The organism is Enterobacter oligotrophicus (genome assembly GCF_009176645.1).
GTDB classification, from domain to species: Bacteria; Pseudomonadota; Gammaproteobacteria; order Enterobacterales; family Enterobacteriaceae; genus Enterobacter; species Enterobacter oligotrophicus.
On sequence record NZ_AP019007.1, the window covers coordinates 3,070,708 to 3,097,003 of the forward strand.

A 26,296-nucleotide genomic window follows, 5' to 3' on the forward strand; every position below is an offset into this window, starting at 1 on the left:
TTCGATTAGAAATGTGCCCCCAAATGAAGCTCAACGCCAGACAGGTCGAGACCGCAAAGCCAAAAGACAAAACCTACAAAATGGCCGATGGCGGCGGTTTGTATCTCGAGGTTTCGACCAAGGGTTCTAAATACTGGCGCATGAAATACCGACGCCCCTCTGACAAAAAAGAGGATCGCCTCGCTTTTGGTGTTTGGCCAACTGTGACTCTTGCTCAGGCTAGAGCAAAGCGCGACGAAGCTAAAAAACTATTGGTGCAGGGCATTGATCCAAAAGCCGAACAGAAAGAAGCTCATGCCGAGAATTCGGGGGCATATACTTTCGAAACTATCGCTCGTGAATGGCATGCCAGTAACAAGCGCTGGAGTGAGGACCATAGAGCGCGCGTTCTTCGCTATCTTGAGCTTTATATCTTCCCTCATATCGGCTCGTCCGACATTCGCCAGCTCAAAACTAGCCACCTGTTAGCCCCGATTAAAAAAGTTGATGCCAGTGGTAAGCATGATGTTGCGCAGCGTCTTCAGCAGCGTGTCACGGCTATTATGCGTTATGCCGTACAGAACGATTACATCGACTCTAATCCAGCCAGTGACATGGCCGGTGCGCTATCAACAACCAAAGCGCGACATTACCCCGCCTTACCCTCCAGCCGGTTCCCTGAGTTTCTTGCACGTCTTGCTGCATATCGTGGCCGCGTAATGACACGGATCGCGGTCGAGCTTTCCTTACTCACTTTTGTGCGTTCCAGTGAGTTACGTTTCGCGCGCTGGGATGAGTTCGACTTCGATAAATCTCTTTGGCGCGTGCCTGCTAAACGAGAAGAAATCAAAGGGGTGCGTTACTCGTATCGCGGCATGAAAATGAAAGAGGAGCATATCGTTCCGCTTAGTCGTCAGGCGATGAATTTGTTAGAACAGTTAAAGCGGATTAGTGGTGATAAAGAGCTGCTTTTTCCAGGGGATCATGACGCAACTAAGGTTATGAGTGAAAACACGGTAAACAGCGCATTGCGTGCGATGGGATATGACACGAAAACCGAGGTCTGCGGGCATGGATTTAGGACGATGGCGCGTGGTGCATTGGGTGAGTCAGGATTGTGGAGTGATGATGCTATAGAACGTCAGTTGAGTCACTCCGAGCGTAATAATGTGCGTGCGGCATACATTCACACATCTGAGCATTTGGATGAACGTGGGTTGATGGTGCAATGGTGGGCTGATTATCTTGATGCCTGTCGCCATGGTTCCCTCACACCATACGAATACTCGAAATTATAATCGACCCATTGATGTATAGAGCCTAAAAGTTGAAGTGGTTGGCGCACAATTCTGAGTTTGTTGAGAGGATCTTCTCAAGAAGATCTGGTATGTTTTAATCACATTTTCAGTTTATTTTATGCGTGGGCATGGAGAAAAGTTGAGTGGCGAAGATTCCCTTTACAAACAGAGAATTAGTCAGGGCTTGGCGTAATTCTTTAGATGTCTCAAAATCGGACCAAAGAACAAATCCTCATAGGTTATTATTATTTTATGCAATTGAATGTGGTCTAAAAGCCGCGTATTTAAAGCAAATAAATAAAACAGTGATTGACTCTGATATTGCACAACAGTTTTCTCATGATATTAACAAATTATGTGAGAAGCTATCTATAAACAGTTCGTTTATGCTTCCTCAATCTTTACGTATGAAAGATTGTAAGGTTGATAGTAAAGATGTTATTCGCACATGTAGTCCGTCAGAAATTAACCAAATATGGAGATACGGCGGTACGTTAGATGGTGCTGAAAATGACATTTTTCTTGAAAGCAAATTGGAAAAATTAAACGAAATTATAGAAAAGGAACTTACAAATGGCTGAATTTATCACTTGGCTCGATATTGAACGAGAAGTTAAACGAAAGTTCAAGTTCAAGAATGAATTGCTAAATATCAAGGCTATCTATTGTTATTCATCAGGAATGGAAGTTGAATATACTAATGATCGAGAGTTGGCTATTTCTGATTTAAATAAAATATTCGATAATTCCATTGTACGTAAAGAAGAAACGTTGTTATTGTCTGTGGAAATAGGCGGGCCAGAATATGTGATTGAGTTAATTCCTGCTATTGGGGTAAAGAAAGAAAATAATATTGTATATCCATTGTGGCGTGAACATGTTTATATTGAAAACGCAAATTTCAAACAGCCAGAAAAATGGGGAGATGGACCTAAATTTTGTGCATTCCATTCATTTAAGGGGGGGGTGGGGCGTACAACTTCTTTAATGACTTATGCAAGCGCAGCATTAGAAAGTGACAACATTAAAAAAATATTGTTGATTGATGGTGATCTAGAAGCTCCGGGTCTTACTTTATGGCTTGATTCGGAAAATTTGGGGAAAGTAACCTACACTAATTTTTTAGAGGCAATTCAATACTCAGAGGGAAACTTTGACTCAACAATAGATTTTTTCGCAAAAGAGTTGAGAAAAAGTTCGATTAGTATTGATGGTAATTCTAAAGAGATTTTTGTTCTTCCCTCGGCATTATCTTTAGAAAGCATAATGGATATGCCTGTAACACCAGATCATATTTCTAAGAACATTGATAATCCATATATACTCAGCGATTTGCTAAGACTTTTAGGAAATAAACTTGAGGTGGATGTTATTCTAATTGACTTGCGTGCTGGGTTGAGTGAACTTTCCAGTCCTCTAATTTTTGATCCAAGGGTTGAGCACTTTTTTGTTTCAACAATTGCTAAGCAGTCAGTTGTTGGTATTGGCGAGGTATTGAAGAAAATCCATAATTCAATCAAAAATACCCATCGTAATGTTAGTGATAAGCCGACAGTAATAATAAGTATGCTCACAAAATTGCTTAGAGAATCAGCTAGTTATACACAAGCAATTCAAATTGTGAATGAGGCATATCCTGCTATCGAAGATGAAGATATAATTTCTCAATCAATTGAGTTACTAGAGTTTGATTTTGATGAGAATTTAATGAGTGTGTCTAATATAAAAGACGCACTCTCATTATTAAGAAAATCAAGTATTTATGATAATGCTAAGGATTGGATTTCCGACGTCGAATCGATTGAATCGAGTGAAAGTAAAGAAGATTCCGATGGTAACGATAATGGATTGCAAAGATTGTATGATACTTGTCAGTCCTTCCAGTTTGCAGAGAATACTAGTGAAGATGATATGTTAGTCATCGATCCAATTCGTAATCTTGCAAAAAGTTATGCCGACTCACTACCAAATGTTGTATCAATTGGGGCTAAAGGAGCAGGCAAAACATTTACATATTTGCAAGTATGCAAATCTGAAAGCTGGAGTAATTTCATATTTAAGGTAAATAACAACGTCACGTCTAATGTCCAAGCTAACATATTACCATGGATCTCCTCTACTAACCTTAATGAGAATGTTAGGGAGAAAGTAGCTGAGCAGCGTGAAAAATGTTTGACTGCAATTTCAGCGCAATCACCACGTAGTTTATTCCTTAACGTCAAGAGAATAACGGATGCATTGGCAAATAATGCCACTAATTGGGATGAGTTTTGGCAGGAGCTATTAGTTTCTGAAATAGTCGGTGATAATAAGAGTTTAAAAGATTTGAATGATTATCTTATAACCATTGATAAATCTATTGTTTTATTAGTCGATGGTATAGAAGATGTGCTTTTTGCGCCGGAAAAAGATTCAAATCATAACTCTGCAATTCGAGCACTACTGAATTTACCAAATGCTATTTCTGACTTGCAGAACAGAAGAATAGGATTGGTATGTTTTGTGAGGGCAGACTATGTACAGTCTGCAATTAAGCAAAACGTGAACCAGTATGTCGCTAAATATCAACAGTTTAGACTTGAGTGGACACCTGAGTCATTTTTAAGATTAGCTTATTGGATAAGTGCTAAAGCTGAAGTTATAGATGCTAATGAGTTAGATGCTGAATCTGGTAGTCTCAATTTCCTACTGAACAATCTTGAACGTCTATGGGGCAAGAAATTAGGGCGTGATAATTCTAAAGAAGCCAGCTCTGCAAGGTGGGTCTTTGCCGCTCTCTGTGATTTAAATGGCCGTCTCCAAGCCCGAGATCTCGTTAGATTCTTGAAATTCTCAGCTGATAATATGCTCAAAGCACCCTCTAATGGTATCAAAGTGGAATTTTGGTTAGATCGACTTTTAGCTCCAGAGGCAATCAGACGTTCCTTAAATTCATGCAGCCAAGAAAAAGTCGATGAAGCTGAAAAGGAAATCAAACCTTTAGAGCAGTGGATGAGCAACTTAAAAACGGTATCGCCAGATTTGAAAAAAGTTCCTTTCAACCCACAAGAGGTCGGATTAGACCTGCCTCTTTTAACCTCGTTGAAGGAACTTGGTGTTATTTATGAAGATACAGATCAACCTAATGAAGAGCGTTTTTATTTGCCGGAGATTTACCGTACAGGCTTGCAGTTCTCCTCAGCGGTAGGTGGGAGGCCTCGAGTTCAAGCTCTATTAAAACGCAATTTGGGTGGTATACCGTTCTAAAAAATAATGCGCGCTGCTGGTTCAGCGCGCAATGCTCTCCCCGCCACGCCTGCCCGCTTAATGGGCCGCTTTTAATGCAGATGCAAAGGCGGCCTCAGGCCGCGCCGGGACTAGCGCTGGTCGGGAGTACAGGAGCGGGAAAACGCATGCAAAACCATGCACCCTTTGGATGCATGGCTTAATTCGGGAAAAATGGTGGGAATTACGGGGATTTTTTGACAGGTTACTGCTCGGCCAGTTCGGCGCGTCGACGGGTGTAAATCATGCTCTGTGCAGGGGTGAATTTTTCACGATTATCATCCCGCGAAGGCGCGTCAGGCCTGTATCCGATTGCCGTTAAAATGTCATTGTCCTGTACGGAATAATTAATTTCATTTTCTGCGACCAGCCAGACGGAAAGAGCTTCTCGCAGGTATGCTATTGAACGGTCGAGCGCACGGTTTTTTATCATCGTGGGCTGGTTCTTAATCTCCATCAGTTCTGGTGCCAGCGCGGCGGCCAGCTCTGGGCCGTTCTGCTGCATAAAATCGTGCAGCCGGTTACGGATGCTGATGCGCTGCACCTCCTCATGCGAGGAAATGTAGCGACCGGCGGCCTGATTAACCTCCCATTTTTTTACGTCAATCAGGTCACGCAGCGCCTGTAATCTGCGGGATCCTGATGCGTTGTTATCCAGCAATAATGCCTGATATTCCTGCTCTGCGGCGGCCAATTCAGCTTTACGGTTCAGCCACGCGGTTTTGTTTGTCTGACAGGCCTCAAATGCCTGCTCTAAGGTCAGGGTGGTCACGGGTTGTCTCTCCTGATTAATGGCGGAACGGTGAGCTGTAACAGCCTTTCACCTGACGTGGAGCTGCGGTAGCTGTCGGCACCGGTGCGGGTTTCTCATCGACGACCGGGGAACGGATCACCTCAAAGATGGACTCATGCGTTTTGAATGTCGCCGAGCAGTGCACATTCTGGCACTGCAGGTAACTTTCTTTGACGCTGTCAGACATATAGCGGCTGGTGCGAACGTGGGCCGCCGTGCGGCAGAAAGGGCAGCGCATCATGACAGTAATCCCCGTGCTTTCAGGTCGGCCTCACGTTCCCGCATTTTTTCCTGCCAGACCTTGCGCTGGCCGGGTGTGGTCGCAACGTCATGCTCCATATGCGGCAGCGTGGAGGCCGACAGACCTGTTTTAAACAGCACGGGTTCATCAGTCAGACGGATATTGCAGCCCCTCACCGCCTGCTCAAGCCACGTTTTCACCTGCTGCATAACGACATGCTCTGGCTCGACATAGCCCTGATGGCCAATGGTATTGGCAAGCGGATTTTCTTTAACCAGAATGCTGAGTTTCATTGCTCTGACGAGGGCACCGCAGCTTTCACGCAGGGCAACATCGAGTTCATGCTCTGCATACTGACTGAGGGCGCCGTGATGTGCCTGACGGTATGCTCTGGCCGTGCGGTCACAGGCTCCTTTGAGGCTGTCCAGCTCGAAAGACAGAACCTCAGCCATATTGTCACATTCCTGCGCCAGCTCCCGCCGCGCCACGCGAGTTATATGGCGTTGTTTCAGCTCGTCGGTAATGACAGCACCACCGGCACGAAAGGCGGTGCGCCATGCACCAGAATCATTACCGTTTTCCTGCTCCAGTGCATTTTTTTGCGTTTTCACCTGGCTGATGGCCGTCGTGGTGTCGTCCATACGTCGGGCATTCGAGAGATGCGCTTCTCTGGCCGTCTCAAGGCGCTCCATTGCGGGTTTAAGGTAGTCGGGAATAACAGCGGTCTGAGTCATGTCGGGTCTCCTCTTCGTTTCAATCTGAGGAGATTCTGCCGCGCCAGACACAACAACACGATTCATTGCCGTTGTGGCAAAAATGGCACAAACAGACCTTAAAAACCGGCTGGCCAGAGAAAGGTCTCTGGAAAACCATAATCACTGTTTGTTTTTTTACTAATAACTATTCACTTCTGTTCACTGAAAAGAAAAAGATAAATAATACAGTAAGATAAGGAGTGAACAGTTGAAGGTATAAGTGTTCACCGACTGTTCACTACTGTTCACCCTCCGATTTTATTGCTGATGGCATAGCTTAGACTTTATTTCGATTGATATTGATAAACATATAACTAAAAGGAATCGAAATTGCTGCAATGTAATGCAATGATTTGCATCTGTTTGCCAGCGTTTGCCTTTGTTTGCCATAGCGAAAAGTCAATGTTTGTTTCCCCAAAAATCTCACATGACCTGAGGGAAAATATAACCATAATAAGGAGCTACCTGACGCCGGAAAGACACAACCGGCACTGTATGGACTTTATGAGGTAGCCCGATGCACACTGTTTTTTCTTCCCCTTCTTCAGCACCTGCAGCCCCATTGATGCCGCTTTCTGATGTCGTCCAAGAGCGTTTTATTCGTCTGCCCGAAGTGATGCATTTATGCGGCCTGTCCCGTTCGACTATTTACGATCTCATCAGCCGGGAAGCCTTCCCGAAACAAATCTCCCTCGGCGGTAAAAACGTGGCGTGGGCGCAGTCAGAAATCACCGCATGGATGGTGGATCGCATCGCCGAACGCAACCGGAGTTACGATGCATGATGATGACCGTCCAGCAAACAGCCCCTTTTTCTGGCTTGCTTCCATTCGTCATTTCCAGGTATAGTTTTTCCGCTGTCGCAAAATCGGCAGCCGGGATTTGCAGCCCGTGTAACTCAATGGCGACAACAGACGCGCCATGCGTCTTTTTTTACGTCGTAGCTCAGGCACACCCATTTTTCGGGCTGTGGTGTTTACACCGTGGTTCCTGTCAGATAATGGTGGTTCGGGCGGGGCAGCCTTCGGGCTGGCCGGTATCCATTGAGGCCGGTACTGCAAACCCTGTCCGGGCCACCACCCATGAGATTTGCAGCTCCGGTGGAGGCGATAACCGCTACTCAATGGAGGTTGCCCTTATGTCTACGATCCTCAACCCGTCATACCCGCAGTTTGTCTTTGTGTTTGCCGCTGTTCGTCGCGCTGATCGTAAACCCCGTATTTTTATGCTCCGCACCGTTGCCGGTGATGAGCAAGCCGCACGCCTTTCCCTTGTTCGTGATTACGTCCTCTCGTTTGCTGGCCGTCTGCCGGTTCCGGAGGTGTGTGCATGAGACACACCACCATTACCGCCCGTGACCTCGAGTGCCTTGAGCATATGCGCAATGTCGGCCAGCTCGTCGGCGACCTGATGCAGGTGCAGGACTGCGCGACCATTCGCCGTGATCCGGCGCAGCAGTTACAGCTTAACTCTGTGATTTACCTCATGACCGCCCAGCTCGACGGCGTGGTTGAACGCTGCAATCAGCGCTGGCTGACCGGGGAGGGCAACGTATGAAAACCGTATTATCCCCAGTTCTGCGTGCTGCGCTATATCGCCGGGCAGTCGCCTGTGCGTGGCTGACCCTGTGCGCCCGTCAGCACCGCTACCCGCACCTCACCCTCGACGCGCTGGAAAGCGCCATTGCCGCCGAGCTGGAGGGCTTCTACCTGCGCCAGCACGGCGAGGAAAAAGGCCGCCAGATTGCCTGTGCACTGCTGGAAGATTTAATGGAAGCCGGACCACTCAAGGCCGCGCCGTCGCTGTCCTTTCTCGGGCTGGCCGTGATGGATGAGCTTTGCGCCCGCCATATCACCGTACCGGTACTGCATTGAGGGAGAAAATAACAATGAAAATGAATGTAACGGAAACCGTAAAACAGGCGTGCGGCCACTGGCCGCGTATCCTCCCGGAGCTGGGTGTTAAGGTGATTAAAAAACCGGCATCAGTCCTGCCCGGTGTGCGGCGGCTCTGACCGTTTCCGGTTTGACGATAAAGAGGGGCGCGGCATGTGGTTCTGTAACCAGTGCGGCGCGGGTGACGGCCTTAAACTGGTTGAGAGGGTATTCGATGTATCTGCCTCAGAGGCCGCCCAAAAGGTGAATACTGTCACCGGTAATTTGTCACCGGTTGCCCCGGAGGTGATTATGGCCGCAGAGACTGAAACCGATACCGACCGTAAAGCGGCGGCCGGGCTGGCCGCGAAACTGATGGAGAAAACCCGACCGGCCACCGGCAACGCTTACCTGACCCGCAAGGGCTTACCCACTCTGGAATGTCTGACGCTCACCGCCCTGCATAAAACCGGCGGCGTGACGTTCCGCGCCGGTGATGTGGTGGTGCCGCTGCATGACGGTACCAGTGCACTGGTTAACCTTCAGCTTATCAATGCTGACGGTCTCAAACGCACCCTGAAAGGCGGTCAGGTCAAAGGGGCATGTAATATCATCGAGGGGCAGAAACAGGCCGGAAAACGCCTATAGATAGCGGAAGGCTATGCGACCGCACTCACCGTGCATCACCTGACCGGGGAAACCGTCATGGTGGCGCTGTCTTCCGTGAACCTCCTTTCTCTGGCGAGCCTTGCCCGTCAGAAACATCCGGCCTGTCAGATTGTCCTCGCCGCCGACCGTGACCTGAGCGGCGATGGTCAGAGTAAAGCCGCTGCGGCAGCAGACGCCTGTGGGGCATCGTCGCCCTGCCGCCGGTGTTCGGTGACTGGAATGATGCGTTTGTGCAGAAAAGCGAGGAGGCGACGAGGAAAGCCATTTATGACGCCATCCGGCCACCGGCTGAAAGTCCGTTCACCACCATGAGCGAAGCGGAATTTACCGCCATGAGTACCAGTGAGAAGGCGATGCGGATACATGAGCACTACGGCGAAGCGCTGGCCGTCGATGCGAACGGCCAGCTCCTTTCCCGCTATGAGGCGGGTATCTGGAAAATCATACCGCCGTCGGATTTTTCCCGCGACGTGGCCGGGCTGTTTCAGCTTCTCCGCGCCCCGTTCTCATCCGGGAAAATCGGTTCGGTCGTCGACACCCTGAAACTGATTATTCCGCAGCAGAGCTCACCGGCGCGGCGGCTAATTGGTTTTCGCAACGGCGTGCTCGATACCGGCACCGGAATATTCAGCCCTCACAGCAAATCGCACTGGCTGCGTACCCTGTGTGACGTGGATTTCACGCCCCCGGTGGAAGGTGAAACACTGGAAACCCATGCCCCGAATTTCTGGCGCTGGCTCGACCGTGCAGCCGGTTACCGGGAAGAAAAACGCGAGATTATTCTTGCCGCGCTGTTTATGGTGCTGGCCAACCGCTACGACTGGCAGCTTTTTCTGGAGGTGACCGGCCCTGGTGGCAACGGGAAGAGCATCCTGGCAGAAATCGCGACCCTGCTCGCCGGAGAAGATAACGCCACGTCAGCGACCATCGAGACGCTGGAATCCTCGCGTGAACGCGCAGCGCTGATTGGCTTCTCTCTGATACGTCTGCCTGACCAGGAAAAATGGAGTGGTGATGGGGCCGGGCTTAAGGCCATCACCGGCGGTGATGCGGTGTCGGTCGACCCGAAATACAAGGATGCTTATTCGACGCATATTCCGGCGGTGATACTGGTCGTGAATAACAACCCGATGCGCTTTACCGACCGCAGCGGCGGGGTATCACGCCGTCGGGTTATCCTGCACTTCCCGGAACAGATTGCCCCGGAAGAGCGCGACCCGAAGCTCAAAGACAAAATCGCCCGTGAGCTGGCCGTCATCGTGCGGCAGCTCATGCAGAAGTTCAGCGACCCGATGGCCGCCCGTACTTTGCTCCAGTCGCAGCAGAACTCCGATGAGGCGCTCAGTATTAAACGCGATGCCGACCCGACCTTTGATTTTTGTGGCTATCTGGAGGCGCTGCCGGAGCCTGACGGGATGTATATGGGGAACGCCAATATTATCCCGCGTCAGCCGCGCCTCTACCTGTACCACGCCTATCTGATTTACATGGAGGCGCACGGCTATAAAAACACGCTCAGTCTGACCATGTTCGGTAAAGGGCTGTCGGCCATGCTCAAAGAGTACGGGCTGAACTATGACAAACGGCGAACGAATCAGGGTATGCAGACCAATCTGGCACTCAGGGAGGAAAGCAACGCCGACTGGTTGCCAAAATGCGACGAGCCTACAGCGAAATAATCAACCTCAGACCGGCGATGCCGGTCTTTTCCTTTCTGGCCATCTGCAAGGGTACACATTCCTCTGTTCACCGTATATTTATCCTGTATCACAATGAAAATTTTGATACAAACAAAGGTGAGTAGTGCGAGCAGTTAAAGTCTGAAAAATATTTATCAGGCTCTAAACTATGCTCAGAGATATATAAATCCGTACTGTGTTCGCGGTATTCTGTTGAAGGTAATTTTACAATATTAGGGACGGTTAAATCGTCCGCATTCAATGAGGTTGACAATGGCGCAGGATGCTTGGATTGTGCAATTACAGACGCTATTAGCTCATATACCTATCAAGGATGTTATGGTTAATGCAGTTGGAAGTTTTGTGGGTGGTATAGCTCTCATTTGGCTCGCAATGAGTAAGCACGGCGTTCGTTTTTTAAGGTCAAAGTTAGCAAGACCTAATGTTCGAATCGAACTACGTAGAACACCTGAAAATATATTTACAGGGATAGAACTTGGTGCTCCATCTCGCTGGGTTGAGCAGCAACTAGGTGTTCCTAACCGAATAGGTGATAAATGGTGGGGATACAGGTTTTCAGACTCACTGGTTTCTCTGACATTCGACTCAAATGATTCTATCAAAATCGTCGCAGTGGCATTGATTGACAATGATACAACTTTCGAATTTCCTTCTTGTCACCTTTGCTGCCCTCCACTGGGAAAATTAACCCTAAAAGATCTTATGGAAGAGGAGCACTTAACTTTGGAGTACAGGGATTCCTTACGGCACCAAGAACTGGTACTTTCAGGAAGAGAAGGACCGCCAGGTGCATGGAATTATGTTGCCTTTGGAGCATTGTCGCCTCATGCCCCTGGTCAATTGTTACCCAGTGATTTCGAATGGGATAGGGATAGTGAAACTCTTCTTAGCAACTCACAAGACGTTATAATCAACTGGGCAGCAGTGTCGACCACCTCATATATTGATGTTTTTCCATGGGACTTAGGTTTAACGCTTCGCCCTTAATAGCACCGATTTGGTGTATCTGCTTATGTTGGTCAATGGGGCAGATAATTGCGGAGAGTGATTAAACTTCGTGTCCAAATTTAGGACTCATGAGGATGCATGAAAAGAGAGTAAGTCAGTTATTGTGCCTAGGAGTGTGTGGTTATGCTTTTTAATTTTCTTTATTATTTACTGTTGGAACGAAAAGGAAGTCATTCATGAAGGATAAGGTTTCGAGTAAAGTTCATTTTCTCCAACTATGGGTTCAAATTTTCTCTCAAATTGTAACTATAGTGGCTGCGATTGCTGTAGGGGTTTGGGGAGTGTACTCTACAATTTATGTAAAAAAAGAAAAGGAAGTTACAGATTATACTCTTCAAGAGTTAAAGCAGAAAACGACTCAAACGCCACATATTCAGGCAAAGGTTGAACCGGTTGTTAAGAAAGGAACTAATGGGTTGGTTTTATTGACTGTTAAGATAACTTTATCAAACCTTGGCACCAAGGAAAGCAGAATTACGCTCGACGATAATTCTTTGGCTTTAATACCTGTAGATTTTTCTGCGGGAAAGCCAGTTTTCCAGGAACCGATAAATATTATTTCAAGTCGCTACGCTGGTAATCTTCACAGGGTTCCTCTTCAATTCGTAGATATTGGTGCTGGTGAAAACTATGAGCTTACCTATGCATATGGCATGAATACTAAAGGTACTTACCTGATTCATTTTCTGGCTCTTAACGGCACTAAGCCACCTGAAGGTGATTTGTTAATCGCCCATGGGATTCCATATAAATATTCCGTCGGAGCGGATGAATACGTTATTGTAAAATGAAAAAAATGTTATCGGTAAAATTTATTATCATTGCAATTCTAATATTTAGTTGTGGCGATTAATTTCAATGTGCATTGGTATCCTAATGGTATGAGCCAACCGAAATCCATTCTGATTCTAGACCTATGGCTACATCTGCGTTGCTCTGCTCATAATGTGCCCGTATCGGACTGTAATGATGGGTTAGAGATGTTAGGTTTTGGAGCAATAGCAGCAAGGTGAACAGTAAAGTGTTCACTGTTCACCAACCGTTCACGACGTATGGCAATGAAATTAAAGGCAAAAAACACTTAGTGAACAGTGTGAACAGTTTTTCTAAAAAAAGTTTTTTCTGTTCTGGTTCGGATCCGAGCAACGGATCCGAACCGAAAATGATGTTGATGTATTTTTTTCTTTTAAACCAATGTGTTGATGATGAAATGTTCATAATTATGGATGGGGGCACAAAAGGGGGCATATTAGATGGTGATTATAATAAATTCTTTATAATTCATTTTATTGGGTAGCAGTTTGAGTCCGGCCTTCGCCCGGCAATACCGGGGCGAGCGTGACCAGTAGCGTGCGTCAGTTCATGCAGCAGCGTGGCGTAATACGCATCGCTGCTTTCAAACTGCTGCGGGTGCGGCATCATCACCAGGTCAGTCGCGGGTTTGTAATACGCTTTCGACTGGCGGCGATGGCGCAGCGTCACGCCGCTGTTCATCGCAATGGCTTCGGCGGTTTCCACCGGTTCTGCGGGCCGGGTAAACGGCTCAGACAGCGACTGCGGCAGGCCGTCGCACTGCGACAGATTAAACAGCCGGAACTTGCGGATGATCCCGAAATGCCGGATCTTTGGCTCGCCGTTTTCATCGAGCAATGGCTGACCAAGAGCGTCGGTTTTCGCCTGCGTGCGCGGCAGGTACAGCACGGCCAGGGAAGATTTTTCCCCTTTGCGTACCTGTCCGCCAAGCGCGCTGACCTGATGGAACGTCAGCCAGCGGTCTCTGGCGAAACTCTGCTTATCCGCGCTGTTCCACAGCAGTGGCACGTTAATGCCGTGATACGGACGACCGGATAACGCATTGATCGGGAACGGCGGTTCGCCGTCGCGCCACGGGCGGATCCACGGCACATTGCCGTTTTCCAGCTCAGCAATAATCTGGTCGGTGACTTTCTGGTAGATATCGATGCTTCTGTCCATTGTGCGATCCTCATGGAAGCAGCCAGAGCTGCCTCCATCCGGAAGCGACTCCGGCGGGGAGAGGTTATGCCTGTTCAGCCATCGAGACCTGCACATAGTGGCCGTGATAGTTGAGCGACAGCGGTAATGCGACAGGGACTTTCATATCGCCCTGCGGCGGCTGGCAGTAGATCGTAAAGGTGACTTTCTTGCGGGATACCCCTGCGGTGCGCAGGGTCAGCAGTACGGCGAGCAACAGATTGCCCAGCCGTTCTTCCACCTGCTGCGGGTCGGCGGGAAATTCCACAGCGGATTGCCAGACATCAGGGGCGATAACCACCGGCATTAACGACGGTTTTTTATCGAAAAGCGACATGGTGTTTCTCCTGTAAATGAGCAGGGAACACCCTTCGCAGGGCATTTCCCTGCGGGATGGAATGGTACGGGTATCCTGCGCATTTGCGCCGTTCGCACCTTCCGGATACATGCCGAGCTTACTGCATGGCTGGCGGTAGTGTTTTCTGCGCGGATGATAAAAGGGAGGGGAAAATCATTACCGGGGCTGAAGAGTTTTGTCGTTCCTGAAATGTGAATGCAGGCAGATTGATGCGCACGCATCGCTCAAAAAACGATCTTTTTCAGGCGGATACTGAAATCAGAAAAGCATATGACCTTGAACAGTAATCACAATGACTGGAGGGATATGCTAATGAACCGACAAGATATAAATGCATTAAAGAATTTTGATTTTCTGGCGCGCAGTTTTGCCCGTATGCACGCCCTGGGCCAGCCAGTGGATATCGAGGCCGTGACCGGCAATATGAGTGATGAACAGCAAGCATGGTTCCGGGAGCGATACGACCACTACCGAAAGCAGGCTGAGCGGGCGAGAGTGATAGAACTGCGGTGATGTAACGAACAACGGGCTTAACGGCCCGTTGCGTATTTTCAGGCTTTGAAAATCTGTTTACGGTGCCAGCCGACATACTGTTCAGCAGGCCACTGCGTCTTGTCATAAGGGAGGAATAACTGCTGGCCGTCCCGGTGCCAGAACAGATGGTCGACCACCGGACTGCGACTGACGCCGCCGGAGATGCGGATGGTCATACTCTCATCCAGCCCGAACGCCCCCATATCAAACGCGTCATGGTATAATGTACAGAGCGCCAGGCCATTGTTTACCACGCACGGACCACCGTACGCTTTCCAGTGAATATGCGCCGCTTCAATACCAACCAGCGCGCCATCCAACCTGAGATCGTAACCGCAGAACGCGCACCGTGAGTGGTAAGCGCGAAGAACGATATCCCTGAAACGCGGATCGCGGTTCCTGGAGCGATCGATAAAATCGAATCCCAGTTGGTTGGCCAGGATCCGCTGAATACTTTCCGGGAAGCGATCGGTGAGGATCTTCTGAGCCAGTTAGTCGATCATCTCTGGATGTGCCAGCAATTGTTGGTAAGCTGCCTCATCGAAGCCGTCCGCCACCTGGTTATCAATCAGTTCTTTCTTTGTTGGCTGAGTATTGCCCTTACGCGGTTTGCAACCTTCTGCGTGAGCGATCTCCCAGAATCCGTCTGTTCGCAGTCGCCAGAACGGCATATTGGGGTAATCGGTGCGCCGTTTAGGGCCAAACTCTTTCAGCAGACGAGTAAGCGGTTCGTGGATCTCCAGGCCGTAGTTAAACAGGCGCGGATGGCCCGCTTTGTACTGCGACAGTACGTACAACAGCAGTAGCGGTTTATGCGGCGCGCATACGTCACCCTGACGCCAGACAGAGACGTTAGAGATGGCGGATTGCAGCGTTTCTGGAGAGATCATAAGAATAAACCGGGTAACAGGCTGGTGTTATTGCGATCATGCTCGCAAAGTTTGATTGATTCAAGACGAATAACATAACGTTGATTTGCTTCCGGTAAAGCTAATTGTGTTGTGCTAAAGTGCCGATTAACAAGTTCATTCAGAAGGGAACATCATGGCTGGCAAGATGTGGATGATTCGTGGCGATGGTGGAAAACTATATGATGATTTTCGTGATAAGCAAGTCGCGGCGATAGGGTGGTCACCCTTTGCACCACATGTAAAACCGGGGTTATCCAGAGAACAGTTGTTCGATTTATATCAAGAGCTTGAACCTCAAATTAAACCGGGAACTGCACGTTCTGGTACTTCTCAGATTTGGCGATTTGTGAACGAAATGCAGAAAGGTGACTGGGCCATTACGTATTCTCCCTCTAACCGAACCTACCTGTTAGGGAAGATCGTTTCAGATTTTGAATATCACGCAGAGTGGCTTGAAGATGGCATGGGCATTGCCCGCCAGGTGAAATGGAATACGGAAGAAATTGATCGTGATAACTTGAGTGATGCTACCAGAAATACATTGGGTTCAACACTGACGGTTTTCCGTGTGCCGGATTTTGCTGTGAATGAATTATTGCAGGGGAAAAAACCTGCTCCTGACGTTACGCCAGAGGTTCTTGGTTCAGTTAACGAGGAAGACGCCGTATCTAACCCCTTACGCGATATGGAAATGATCGCCTTTGAAGGCATCAAAGATCGTATCAATCGACTTGATTGGGACGAGATGCAAAATCTGGTGGCAGGTGTTTTACGTAGCATGGGATATAAAACTCAGGTATCACCTGCTGGCGCGGATAGGGGAAAAGATATTATTGCTTCTCCGGATGGTTTCGGTTTTGAAAACCCACGTATTATTGTTGAAGTGAAGCATCGCCGTGAACAGATGGGTAGCCAGCAGATCCGCAGCTTTATCGGTGGCCGCCATAAAGACGATCGCGGGTTGTACGTCAGCACCGGAGGATTCAGCAAGGATGCTCGCTATGAAGCCGATCGTTCAACGATCCCGCTGACGTTGTGGACACTCGACGATCTGGTGCGGGCGTTGGTTGAAAACTACGAGCAGGTTGATATTGAAACCAAGTTGTTAGTTCCATTGAAAAGAACCTACTTACCTGCCTAACGTCGTAAATTTAAAATTATCCTCCGCAAATTGAGATTGACATAGAATTGATGTTTACCTATCGAAAAAATGATAATCACACCCATCAGGTACGTTTATTATCTCCGCTTGGGGTTTATCCCATTAAAACATTTATTATGGATGATTCTGCTCTATTTATTAGCGAGGATATTTGTTTTTCGGTTACACCTTTAGTGACTTTCGTTGACTCTGAATTTGAAGATGAAGGGTATTATACCGAGATGGAATGGGCCTCTATAAATGAAATAAAGTTATACTCGTCGGTAATGCTAAGCCTTGACAGAATGCATGGTTATTCAGTTATTTATCCTTTTTCAACCTGCCATTATGTGAAAATGAGTGGTGATGTATCTGGCTATCTATCTGAAATAAAAAAAGAATTGATTAAAGCAATAACTATGCCTGCAGGAGTTAATGGATGGCATCCATTTATAGGACAGATAAATAGAGGTCTGTCTCTTCCTCCAGTGACAAGTGATGGGGAAAAATATGATTTAAGAGATCAAGGATTCGATGTCAATATACAGGAAAAAGTGTTTGAGAAAATTGATGTGAATAATTTTATTCTAATTAGAGGCCTATCTACCTTACTGAGAAGTAGAATGTTATTGGTTCATGGGTATTTTATGGAGGAAGCCATTTATTCTCTATTCATATCACTTGATGCTTCATTTAATATGGTATTAGATAAGCTAAAAGAAGTTGGAATATCTAACCCAACCTCGAAAGATGCAGCTATGTTTATCTCTAAGACATTTAATGCTCCAGAAACAGAAAAATATTTTGGTGAGTATTACGAATATAGAATAAAAACATTTCATCCAAAATCTAGATTTGGTGCATATCCTCATGCCCCATTGACAATAGATGACTATTTTTTTCTTTCTGAGGATCTTATTACTGTTTATTTGTATCTTACATGTGGATATGTATCACAAGAATGATTTAATTTTTACTAAAACTTATTGAATTATTATTTGAGTATAATTTTGCCAGTTTGCCCACCACCATTCTTAACATCTCTACTTCCCGCAGACACAACCCCGGCCACAGCACCGCCAACCCTCACCCTGCCCACGCCAGTCCCCCTAGCCAGAATGCGGGCAACACAACAAACATCGTCCCCATCACCATATTGACGATCAAATCATCAGAAGTGTTCTGTAAGCCGTACAGGTTGAAATGCGAAGCTCCGTTCTCGCTATAAATCATCTCCATCAGCCAGCTATCCAGCCAACGGGCCAGTTCCCACCAGAAGTTAAGAAAGAACAGGGCGAACTGCACGAAGCTCAGCGTAACCACGGTTTTTAATTCCCACGCAGAGAACAGCAGGATCACAGGAATACAAATCACAAGGGCCATTCCAAGGAATGCCTGTACCATCGGCAGCGCCTGACGCACGCTATCGAAGGCAGGGAACAGCGCGAGGCTGGATACCGACATTCCGGCGATACTCCCCAACCGGCTTAACGCTTGCGATACATTCAAATTATCTCCCGCACTCCCACCAGACCCGTTATACACCAGCCCACCCTGTGACACCTGCATATTGCGCGGGCTCACCAGCGAGCGCAGTACCGCCTCTTCATACTCGTCTTTCGACTGCTCCAGTTTTTGTAGTTGCTGCCAGAGCGTGGTATCGACTTGTTTTAACAGGCGGTTTTTCAGCCCCGCATCGCCATCGGACCACCACTCCTTACATGCTGGATAGCCACTGCCACCCGTATCGTTCAGGCCATCATCGCGGCTGGCGTCATAAGGCCAGGTGGCGTGGGGCGCACGCGAATGATCGTGGTCGTAATAGCCCGGTGTGGAGAGGTAAAAAGACGAGCCCACCCAGTCCAATTCCCGGCTCTGTTCCTCGCTGATATCACTGCCCAGCCGCTTGAGTCGTACCCGCGATGGCCCATAGCAGTCGTTAACGAAATCCTGTAGCTCCAGCGCCAGCGCTGGATCGGCGATCCGGGTGTGCTGCACCTCAAAGCGCAACTGGCGCAGGTCCGGCTTGCAGGGGAGCACCGCGACGGCGGCGCTGGTGATGCCTTTGCCAAGCGCATGAGTGAAGTACCACCACACCGGCACCGAGGCGCTCTGGCCGCTAAGTTCGTTGATCAGCGGCGCATAGCCGGAATCGCCGGGTTGCACCACCGACCAGCCACACTGTTTTGTGCGCTGGCTGTCGTAGGTGAGGGTATTAATATCAACATTGAGGAACGGCACACCCGCAAAGAGGATCACCAGCAGGGCGCTGTAGAGCGAGTGCTCCACCCAGACGACCAGCAGAGGCGGGCGAAGTTGCCTTCATCCGCCCCCTGGCCGCGCGCCTTCAGCCACAGGGCAATCAGTTTTGCCAGCAGGGGCAGGGCGAACAGCCCGGTGGCGGTCAGCGTCTGCCACACGCCGTTGTTCACCAGCCAGCCGTTCGGTGAGGACGGCGACATCCGGATCGTCGCACAGTGCCTCAACTACGCCGCGGGTCAGTTGCATGGAGCCGCCGGAGGATTTCGCCAGATTGTCGAAGCCGGGTTTATGACTGCCATTAACCAGAACTGTCAGAAGTGGCAGGATCTTCGCTTTTTCTTCGTCGATCAGCGAATACAGGCCGATCCCCACCTGTGCACCGGAACGTGCATCCGGATCGTCGGGGGTCTGCGCCACGCTGATGGTCTGCTCGCCAACGACGCGGGGCGGCATCTTCAGGGGATTTCCAGGTGCTACAAAGTTCCCAGTCCACGGTCTCTAACATCTGACTGTTTTGCGACTGGCTGACGGGATAGCCATCGCGGGTGAGTTGCTCCGCCAGCGCCAGCTGCGTCAGGCATTCAATACCTGCCTCGTGGTAAAGATCGCGCAGATGCAGAATGCCTTCCGCCCGTTCGATAAACATCAATCCGTTATGCAGGTCGCTTTCGGCCAGATGGCCGATCAGGCACTGGACTTCGCCTTGCTGCGGTGACAGCGTTTCAGGCCACGGTCTGAACGGCCAGCAGACGCGGTGGTAACACTCATCCTGCGTCTCCTGCCACAGTTCATTGAGGATGGCGAGGCGCGTATTCCCGCCGCTGGCGAGCATATATTTTTCATCACCGGGGCGACGGGTCAATACCGGCGGGTTATCCAGCCCACGGGCGAGAATTGACGCTTTCAGTACGTCATAGCCGGGGTTGCGGGTGACGCGGGGATTGAGGGAAAACGGCTGGATTTGCTCCAGGCTGACCTGGACCATTTCCTGTTCTCCGGTAGTGCTGGCACCGTGAAGCCAGCGGTTGAGCAGGTGTGAAGCGCACATAATCTTCCTCCGGCATTCAGACATCGCGTGTGAGGCGGATGCGCTGGTGGATCCACGCGTCCACCTCGCTTTCCAGACAGGCGACATGGCGGCTGTTGAGTCGAATGGACGGCGGAAACTGTTGCAGCTGGATTTGCCGATAAATCCTCGATTTACCGAAGCCGATTTTGTCTTCCACCTGGCGTAAGCGTAAAAATCTGTCGCTATTCATAACCATTCCTCCTGTGTCCAGATTCGTTCACATCAGCACGATGGGCGTGGTTATCAAAGCAGCAGCGTCCCTGCCAGGCAGTAAAAATCCTTATCTGGGTTAGTGAGAGTTGTTAGTTGAAAGGGGTAGTTGATCGCGTTACGGCGGTGCGCCGCGCTGGAGTGCGGTTTTCAACGTTTCGGGGCTCAGCGGCAGGTGCATACCTTCCTCGCGCGCTCAGCATTCGAAAATGTTCAGCAGTTTGTAGGGATGCTCCAGCATTTCATCGTCCAGTTGTGGGTTGTGCTTGCAGGCCAGCCACAGCAAACGGGAAAGCGCAGAGCTTATCCGCTCCTTTGATTCCGGCTGATGACGGGTCAGGAAGGCTTCGAGATGCGTGCGACGGATGACGAACAGTGCGTCAGGAGGCAGCGTGTCCTGCAGGTAGCAGACGGACAGACTGAGCCGGGATTTCAGGTCATTGCGGCCATTACCATATAACTGGCCAATCAGTAGATGTAGCTCTTCCTGAAGGTTGTTTTGCGTGGCGAGCAGTTCCAGTAAAAGCTCCCTCAACGATTTGCGGCAACAGAGTTGGTAGTAACTGTCGTTCTCATCGCAGACCACGATGCCAATCTGGTTGCAGCAGTGGGTATCTTTGGGGCAAGGACGATTCAACGTTTTCGCCAGTTGCTGGTGGAGCAGCAGGCGCTCAAGGCCGATTAACGGCAAATTCCATAGATGGCTGGTGGTCAGTTGCAGAGTCGGGTCGCGTCTGCACGGCGGAGAGTTCGCCATCACTTTGCGGTTGCCGGGTTTATTGCACTGAGAAGGTGGAAAGGGCGGCTTGCTGAATAGGCAGGCAAAGCGGCAAGGGGGATTGAGTGGTCTCAGAAGTACGGGTGAAGGGAAGTAGACCGAGAGTGGCAGATCGCCGTGCAGGGCATGGCGGATCAGGTCGGCAGGCAGCAACGTGATATTGTGCTGCCGGATGACTTCTGCGGCCTCGTCCAGCGTCAGCCACTCCTGGCGGATTTTGTGTGGGGGCATGGTGTGTTCCTTTTTGTGTTGTTGGTTGCGTGTCGTGCTTGTTGATGGTGAAAACCGGTGTGAGATGTTTTTGCTAAAACAACTAACCTGATCAGTTTAGTTAACGATCTTTTCAGACATAATCTGGTGATGATTTACGCTGGAAAAACAGGATGTAACATTGAATAGTTCGGAAGACGATTTGCTTGAAGTGGCGTGGTATTTGTCGAAGTACGGTAAATCTCAACCACCCGTGGGACTGGGGGTTCAGAAATGGAAAGAGGCTTATGCCTTGTTTTATCCCTGTTTCGGGGCGGGCAAAACCGCTAGTGAGTTTCGCAATAGTCTGAAAAATAGTCGTGACCGTTTTGATTCCTGGCTTAGTGATGTGCGTGTCGGCTGGCTTGACGAGCAGGGCGCTCCTGCTGCGCTTTCTCATTCAGCGCAGCGTGTGCATCAGCGATTGAGTGTGCTTTCTGATAGTGCAATTGAGCAGCACGTTCTTTCGTTAATATCGTCTGATGGAGATGAACAGGCGCAACGTGACTGTCTTATTATTCAGCAGGATAAAAGTATTGAAGATACCGTACGCGAGCAGCTGATTGCGGCACGGCTGGGGCAGGGTATCTTTCGGAAAAATTGTCTCATGCTGTATCCGGCATGCCCTGTTACGGGAACGACGTTTGCGCCGTTACTCCGTGCCAGCCATATAAAACCGTGGGCCGCCTGCGAGAATGGAAATGAACGCCTTGATGCTTATAATGGAATTATACTGGCTGCGCATATTGATATTTTATTCGATCAGGGGTGGATTTCGTTTGAGAACGATGGGCGTTTATTAATTAGTGATGAACTGGATATTAGCATTAAAGAGCAGTGTTTGTTGCCAGAGAAAATAAAGGCGTTTCCTGTTGAATCGCATTGTTATCTGGAATGGCATCGGGAGAATTTACTGAGATAGTTAAGTTTTGACGAGAATGCCTTTGATATAGGATGTCATGATTCGTTTGGTAAGGGGAAAGGTACAAAATGAAGATGGTAAAAATATATTCAACAGGAAGTTGTGATGCTGCAACACGTGAAGGTTCGGCGGAAGTTGTGCTGGAATGCGAAGGGAAAATAAAATATCTGACCTTCTCCTACAGTGATGCGACCGCAAATAGATGCATTCTCCAGGGCTTTATTGATGGTGTGAATTGTTTGAAGAAACCCTGTAACGTTGAATTAATCAGTTCATGTGAGCTCGGTGTGAAGAAAGCGCAGAAAGGAAAGGGAGTTAATGTAGATTTGCACAAGGAATTATGTGGAATTTTGATAAAGAAAGAATGTGAATATTCTTTTTCTGTCATGCATGGTGAAGGCGACATTTTGAATGCTTTTATTCGTAAGCATCGGACAAAACAATAGCTGGAGAGCCTACGTACAGAACCATCTTCGACAGCGCTATTTTCTGAACTTACAAGTTCCAATATTGCATTGAACGTTGTCCAGTAGGGCTCACGGGCTTCTGGAGCGTGCTGTGCAACCGGTAGCCCTCTGCTGCTTCAGTTATACAGCTTTTATGTGCCATGCAGCAGGATATGGTCGTTTTCTGAACTCCGTATAACCTGAGTATTTGTATCGAAGCGTGAACAAAACATTGCAGCCAGCCTTTCAACGTGGACAATAGTTATCCATACGGTGATTTTATATTCGATAAATCAATGAATTCCATTGATTCATAGGACTGGTAATGGATGAAAATGCTTTAGGGTTTGCCTCATACTGGCGCAATTCGTTGGCAGATGCTGAGTCAGGAAAGGGCAGTTTTGAACGCAAAGACGCCAAAAATTTCACTCACTGGCATGGGATAGCGGCGGGGCGTCTCGACGAAGCGAGCGTCGATAAATTTTTTGAGGGAGAAAAAGACGACGTCGAAACAGTCGATGTCATCTTGCGGCCAAAAGTTTATTTCCGGTTGCTGCAGCATGGAAAGGACCGTTCCGCTGGTGCGCCTGATATTGTTACCCCGATAGTGACGCCAGCTCTGTTGAGCCGTGAAGGTTTTTTATATCCGACGCCAGCGACATCCATTCCCAGAGACCTGCTTGAACCTTTGCCAAAAGGGGCATTTTCGATTGGTGAGATTGAGCAGTATGACAAATATAAAACGACACATACGTCATTCTCTATCAACTTTGATGACAGCGTTGATAACACTGCCGAAACGGATGAAGAACGAGAAGCACGATATGCAGCCTGGCAGCAGGATTGGCGTCGATATCTGGATGATTCAGAGAGGCTACTGAAGAACGTTGTCGGCGACTGGATTAAAAATCCCGAGCAATATGAACTCGCTGAGCACGGTTATATTGTTAAAACGGCGCAATCTGGCGGCGCCAGTTTCCATATCCTTTCGCTTTATGACCACCTGCTTGTTTGCAAAAAGGATGTGCCGCTTTTCAATCGTTTCGCCTCGCGGGAGGTTCATGCTGCAGAGTCTTTGCTCGCTCCGGAAGCAAAATTCAGCGACAGGATTGGACACTCCGGAGATAAGTTCCCGCTGGCAAAGGCTCAGCGCGATGCCTTAAGCCATTTTCTGGATGCCAGGCATGGCGATATCCTTGCCGTTAACGGCCCTCCGGGAACCGGGAAAACCACGCTGGTGCTTTCTATCATCGCCACGCAGTGGGCCAGAGCGGCTCTCGAGAAAGCGGAACCTCCGGTTATTATCGCGGCTTCAACGAATAACCAGGCTGTAACGAACATTATCGAGGCGTTCGGGAAAGACTTTTCCCAGGGGACTGGTGCAATGGCCGGACGATGGTTGCCAGAGCTGAAAAGCTTCGGCGCTTATTTCCCCTCAAGCACTCGTAAAGCCGAGGCAGCCAAAAAATACCAAACTGAAGATTTTTTCAACCAGGTTGAGTCAAAAGAGTATGTAGAGGATGCACTGCTGTTTTATCTGGAGAAAGCTAAGGCAGCCTTTCCTGAAAAAGATTGTTCATCCCCTGAAAAGGTCATTGAACTCCTGCATGGCCAGTTGGCAGAAAAATTCGAACAACTGGTAAGACTGAACGCAACATGGCAAACGTTAAGCCAGGTTCGGGCGGCGCGTGAGCTTATTGCTAACGACATTGAGCAATATCTCGATAATTTAAATAAATTACTCTCCGGGCAAGAACAAAAAGTCACTCTGCTGAAGAGTGCTAAAACGGAATGGAAAAAATATCGGGCCAGTGAATCCCTGATCTATTCATTATTTTCCTGGCTTCCAGCGGTTCGCAGTAAGCGGCAGTACCAAATACAACTGTTTCTCGAAGATAAATTAGGTGCGCTGATTGCGGGAAATCAGTGGTCTGATCCTGAAACCATCGAACGTAATATAGATGGACTGCTCAACTCCGCTGAGCGCGAGCAAACAACATACCGGCAGCAGATTGACTCCGCCCATGAAATTGTTCTTAAAGAACAGCAGGCGGCTCAGAAGTGGCAGAGGCTGGCACTTGATTTAGGGCATGAGGGCGACGAGGAACTGAGCTTCTTACAGGCAGATGAACTGGCTGATACGCAGATTCGCTTCCCTGCATTCTTACTGACGACCCACTACTGGGAAGGTCGTTGGCTAATGGATATGGCGAAGATCGATGATCTGCAGAAAGAGAAGGGCAAGAAAGGTGCTAAAGGGGTAACAGCTCGCTGGCAACGCCGAATGAAACTTACCCCATGTGTGGTCATGACCTGCTATATGCTGCCCGGCAATATGCAGATAAGCGAACACAAAGGTCAGCGTAAATTCGAGAAAAGCTATTTATATGACTTCGCTGATTTACTCATTGTCGATGAAGCCGGGCAGGTGCTTCCTGAAGTGGCTGCTGCCTCGTTTGCCTTAGCTAAAAAGGCATTAGTGATTGGTGATACGGAACAGATCCCGCCAATATGGAGTATTGCTCCTGCTATTGATATAGGTAACATGCTGGCGGAAAAAATTCTGTCAGGTAGTTCGCAAGAAGAGATTACTGAGAAATATACGGCAATCGCAGAGCTTGGTAAAAGCGCCGCATCTGGTAGCGTCATGAAAATAGCGCAGTGTGCTTCGCGCTATCAATATGATCCCGAACTGGCTCGTGGGATGTACTTGTATGAACACCGCCGGTGCTTCGATAATATTATTGGATACTGCAATACGCTCTGCTATCACGGTAAGTTGTTGCCTAAAAAAGGGTGTGAAGAGAGCAATTTAATGCCCGCAATGGGTTATCTCCATATTGATGGTAAAGGAGAGTTGGCAAGTAGCGGAAGTCGATATAATTTGCTTGAGGCTGAAACGATAGCTGCCTGGCTGACAGATAATCAGCAAGATATTGAAGCGCATTACGGCAAATCGCTTTATGAAGTTGTCGGTATCGTGACGCCTTTTAGCGCTCAGGTATCCACCATCAAACAGGCGCTAGGTAAACAAGGTATCAGTGCTGGTACGAATGAAAAAGCGCTCACGGTGGGCACAGTCCATTCTCTTCAGGGGGCGGAAAGGGCAATTGTTATATTCTCGCCAGTCTATTCAAAACATGAGGATGGCGGGTTTATTGATAGCGATAACAGCATGCTGAACGTTGCTGTTTCTCGTGCGAAGGACAGTTTCCTGGTCTTCGGCGATATGGACCTGTTTGAGATCCAGCCAGCCTCATCTCCACGGGGATTACTGGCAAAATATCTCTTTGAGTCAGAGAAGAATGCGCTCACTTTTGATTATAAAGAGCGTAAGGATTTAAAAACTTCCGAGACCAAAATCTACACACTCCATGGTGTGGAGCAGCATGATAATTTCCTGAATCAGACGTTTGAAAATACTGGTAAACACATCACGATAGTTTCTCCGTGGCTAACCTGGCAAAAGCTGGAACAAACCGGTTTTCTTGATTCCATGATGGCGGCGTGTTCACGTGGTATTAACGTCACGATAGTCACTGACAGAAGCTACAACACTGAACATAATGATTTTGAGAAGCGAAAAGAGAAGCAGCAGAATCTTAAAGCGGCGCTGGATAAACTGAATACCCTTGGTATTGCGACAAAACTGGTCAATCGTGTTCATAGCAAAATTGTTATTGGTGATGATGGTTTGCTGTGCGTGGGATCGTTCAACTGGTTTAGTGCGACGCGTGAAGCGCGATATGAACGATACGATACATCAATGGTTTATTGCGGTGATAACCTGAAGGGCGAGATTGAGGCAATTTACAATAGCCTTGAGAGGCGTCAGGTTTAGGGT

22 protein-coding genes and 4 pseudogenes are annotated in these 26,296 nt (G+C 48.6%); 16 read left to right on the forward strand and 10 right to left on the reverse strand.

The features are described from left to right. The first annotated feature begins 23 nt into the window (after positions 1 to 23). From EoCCA6_RS14750 to EoCCA6_RS14760, 3 genes are all read left to right on the forward strand, one after another. The gene (locus EoCCA6_RS14750; protein ID WP_152083279.1) at positions 24 to 1,277 is read left to right on the forward strand and encodes a tyrosine-type recombinase/integrase; all 1,254 of its coding nucleotides are present in this window, start codon (positions 24 to 26) and stop codon (positions 1,275 to 1,277) included. A 143-nt stretch (positions 1,278 to 1,420) separates the two neighbouring features. Beyond that, the gene (locus EoCCA6_RS14755; RefSeq protein ID WP_152083280.1) at positions 1,421 to 1,858 is read left to right on the forward strand and encodes a hypothetical protein; all 438 of its coding nucleotides are present in this window, start codon (positions 1,421 to 1,423) and stop codon (positions 1,856 to 1,858) included. After that, positions 1,851 to 4,523 carry a ParA family protein gene (locus EoCCA6_RS14760; RefSeq protein WP_152083281.1) on the forward strand — a complete coding sequence of 891 codons (2,673 nt, stop codon included), beginning with the start codon at positions 1,851 to 1,853 and terminating at the stop codon, positions 4,521 to 4,523. Before EoCCA6_RS14755 ends, EoCCA6_RS14760 begins: the two co-directional genes overlap by 8 nt. Before the next feature lie 223 nt (positions 4,524 to 4,746). Here the strand turns inward: EoCCA6_RS14760 and EoCCA6_RS14770 are convergent, their stop codons facing one another. From EoCCA6_RS14770 to EoCCA6_RS14780, 3 genes are read right to left on the reverse strand one after another with little or no spacing between them, the layout of a single operon-like run. Then, positions 4,747 to 5,313 (reverse strand): phage polarity suppression protein, encoded by a 567-nt coding sequence (locus EoCCA6_RS14770; protein WP_152083283.1) that lies wholly within the window; start codon positions 5,311 to 5,313, stop codon positions 4,747 to 4,749. A gap of 16 nt (positions 5,314 to 5,329) precedes the next feature. Then, a complete protein-coding gene (locus EoCCA6_RS14775) occupies positions 5,330 to 5,575 on the reverse strand; it encodes an ogr/Delta-like zinc finger family protein (RefSeq protein ID WP_152083284.1) in 246 nt (81 codons plus the stop codon). Then, positions 5,572 to 6,309: a glycoprotein 3 gene (locus tag EoCCA6_RS14780; protein WP_152083285.1), complete on the reverse strand. Its 738-nt coding sequence runs from the start codon at positions 6,307 to 6,309 to the stop codon at positions 5,572 to 5,574. The genes EoCCA6_RS14775 and EoCCA6_RS14780 overlap by 4 nt, the downstream gene beginning before the upstream one ends. Positions 6,310 to 6,847: 538 nt before the next feature. Between EoCCA6_RS14780 and EoCCA6_RS14785 the strand changes: the two genes are divergently transcribed. The 7 genes and pseudogenes from EoCCA6_RS14785 (at position 6,848) to EoCCA6_RS14815 (ending at position 12,371) form a co-directional block, all read left to right on the forward strand. Continuing rightward, positions 6,848 to 7,114 carry a helix-turn-helix transcriptional regulator gene (locus EoCCA6_RS14785; RefSeq protein ID WP_167515545.1) on the forward strand — a complete coding sequence of 89 codons (267 nt, stop codon included), beginning with the start codon at positions 6,848 to 6,850 and terminating at the stop codon, positions 7,112 to 7,114. Then, positions 7,111 to 7,662, forward strand: coding sequence for a host cell division inhibitor Icd-like protein (locus EoCCA6_RS14790; protein WP_152083286.1), 552 nt, complete (start codon positions 7,111 to 7,113; stop codon positions 7,660 to 7,662). Before EoCCA6_RS14785 ends, EoCCA6_RS14790 begins: the two co-directional genes overlap by 4 nt. Then, positions 7,659 to 7,886, forward strand: coding sequence for a hypothetical protein (locus EoCCA6_RS14795; protein WP_152083287.1), 228 nt, complete (start codon positions 7,659 to 7,661; stop codon positions 7,884 to 7,886). Before EoCCA6_RS14790 ends, EoCCA6_RS14795 begins: the two co-directional genes overlap by 4 nt. Then, on the forward strand, positions 7,883 to 8,203 hold the full coding sequence (locus EoCCA6_RS14800) for a DUF5375 domain-containing protein (RefSeq protein ID WP_152083288.1): 321 nt from the start codon (positions 7,883 to 7,885) through the stop codon (positions 8,201 to 8,203). Before EoCCA6_RS14795 ends, EoCCA6_RS14800 begins: the two co-directional genes overlap by 4 nt. 14 nt (positions 8,204 to 8,217) lie before the next feature. After that, positions 8,218 to 10,551: pseudogene (locus EoCCA6_RS14805) on the forward strand (primase-helicase zinc-binding domain-containing protein). 273 nt (positions 10,552 to 10,824) lie between these two features. Continuing rightward, positions 10,825 to 11,559 (forward strand): hypothetical protein, encoded by a 735-nt coding sequence (locus EoCCA6_RS14810; RefSeq protein ID WP_152083289.1) that lies wholly within the window; start codon positions 10,825 to 10,827, stop codon positions 11,557 to 11,559. Positions 11,560 to 11,756: 197 nt separating this feature from the next. Continuing rightward, positions 11,757 to 12,371 (forward strand): hypothetical protein, encoded by a 615-nt coding sequence (locus tag EoCCA6_RS14815; protein WP_152083290.1) that lies wholly within the window; start codon positions 11,757 to 11,759, stop codon positions 12,369 to 12,371. Between the two features lie 490 nt (positions 12,372 to 12,861). Here the strand turns inward: EoCCA6_RS14815 and EoCCA6_RS14820 are convergent, their stop codons facing one another. Then, positions 12,862 to 13,554: an ArdC family protein gene (locus EoCCA6_RS14820; protein WP_232623258.1), complete on the reverse strand. Its 693-nt coding sequence runs from the start codon at positions 13,552 to 13,554 to the stop codon at positions 12,862 to 12,864. A 64-nt stretch (positions 13,555 to 13,618) separates the two neighbouring features. After that, complete coding sequence (locus tag EoCCA6_RS14825) at positions 13,619 to 13,909, reverse strand: hypothetical protein (protein WP_152083291.1); 291 nt, start codon at positions 13,907 to 13,909, stop codon at positions 13,619 to 13,621. A 333-nt stretch (positions 13,910 to 14,242) separates the two neighbouring features. Here EoCCA6_RS14825 and glgS point away from each other — a divergent pair, with 333 nt between their 5' ends. After that, positions 14,243 to 14,443 (forward strand): cell surface composition regulator GlgS, encoded by a 201-nt coding sequence (glgS, locus tag EoCCA6_RS14830; RefSeq protein ID WP_167515546.1) that lies wholly within the window; start codon positions 14,243 to 14,245, stop codon positions 14,441 to 14,443. A 38-nt stretch (positions 14,444 to 14,481) separates the two neighbouring features. Here the strand turns inward: glgS and EoCCA6_RS14835 are convergent. Next, positions 14,482 to 15,354: pseudogene (locus tag EoCCA6_RS14835) on the reverse strand (phosphorothioated DNA-binding restriction endonuclease). 172 nt (positions 15,355 to 15,526) lie between these two features. On the opposite strand from EoCCA6_RS14835, the gene EoCCA6_RS14840 reads away from it, so the two are divergent. Further along, positions 15,527 to 16,516 carry a restriction endonuclease gene (locus tag EoCCA6_RS14840; protein WP_152084461.1) on the forward strand — a complete coding sequence of 330 codons (990 nt, stop codon included), beginning with the start codon at positions 15,527 to 15,529 and terminating at the stop codon, positions 16,514 to 16,516. A 50-nt stretch (positions 16,517 to 16,566) separates the two neighbouring features. Beyond that, the gene (locus EoCCA6_RS14845) at positions 16,567 to 17,481 is read left to right on the forward strand and encodes a hypothetical protein (protein ID WP_152083293.1); all 915 of its coding nucleotides are present in this window, start codon (positions 16,567 to 16,569) and stop codon (positions 17,479 to 17,481) included. A gap of 29 nt (positions 17,482 to 17,510) precedes the next feature. On the opposite strand, the pseudogene EoCCA6_RS14850 reads toward EoCCA6_RS14845, so the two are convergent. The 4 genes and pseudogenes from EoCCA6_RS14850 to EoCCA6_RS14865 all read right to left on the reverse strand — a co-directional run bounded on the left by EoCCA6_RS14850 (position 17,511) and on the right by EoCCA6_RS14865 (position 21,066). After that, positions 17,511 to 18,978, reverse strand: a pseudogene (locus EoCCA6_RS14850) (conjugal transfer protein TraG N-terminal domain-containing protein). A gap of 278 nt (positions 18,979 to 19,256) precedes the next feature. After that, a pseudogene (locus tag EoCCA6_RS14855) lies at positions 19,257 to 19,826 on the reverse strand (ParB family protein); the annotation flags it as partial. Between the two features lie 16 nt (positions 19,827 to 19,842). Further along, a complete protein-coding gene (locus EoCCA6_RS14860; protein ID WP_152083294.1) occupies positions 19,843 to 20,037 on the reverse strand; it encodes a helix-turn-helix transcriptional regulator in 195 nt (64 codons plus the stop codon). Positions 20,038 to 20,253: 216 nt separating this feature from the next. After that, the gene (locus EoCCA6_RS14865) at positions 20,254 to 21,066 is read right to left on the reverse strand and encodes a hypothetical protein (RefSeq protein WP_232623259.1); all 813 of its coding nucleotides are present in this window, start codon (positions 21,064 to 21,066) and stop codon (positions 20,254 to 20,256) included. A gap of 160 nt (positions 21,067 to 21,226) precedes the next feature. Here EoCCA6_RS14865 and EoCCA6_RS14870 point away from each other — a divergent pair, with 160 nt between their 5' ends. The 3 genes from EoCCA6_RS14870 (at position 21,227) to EoCCA6_RS14880 (ending at position 26,293) form a co-directional block, all read left to right on the forward strand. Further along, on the forward strand, positions 21,227 to 22,006 hold the full coding sequence (locus EoCCA6_RS14870; RefSeq protein WP_152083295.1) for an HNH endonuclease: 780 nt from the start codon (positions 21,227 to 21,229) through the stop codon (positions 22,004 to 22,006). A 68-nt stretch (positions 22,007 to 22,074) separates the two neighbouring features. Continuing rightward, positions 22,075 to 22,452, forward strand: coding sequence for a ribonuclease H family protein (locus EoCCA6_RS14875; protein ID WP_152083296.1), 378 nt, complete (start codon positions 22,075 to 22,077; stop codon positions 22,450 to 22,452). 325 nt (positions 22,453 to 22,777) lie between these two features. Next, positions 22,778 to 26,293: an AAA domain-containing protein gene (locus EoCCA6_RS14880; RefSeq protein WP_152083297.1), complete on the forward strand. Its 3,516-nt coding sequence runs from the start codon at positions 22,778 to 22,780 to the stop codon at positions 26,291 to 26,293. The last annotated feature ends 3 nt before the right edge of the window (positions 26,294 to 26,296 follow it).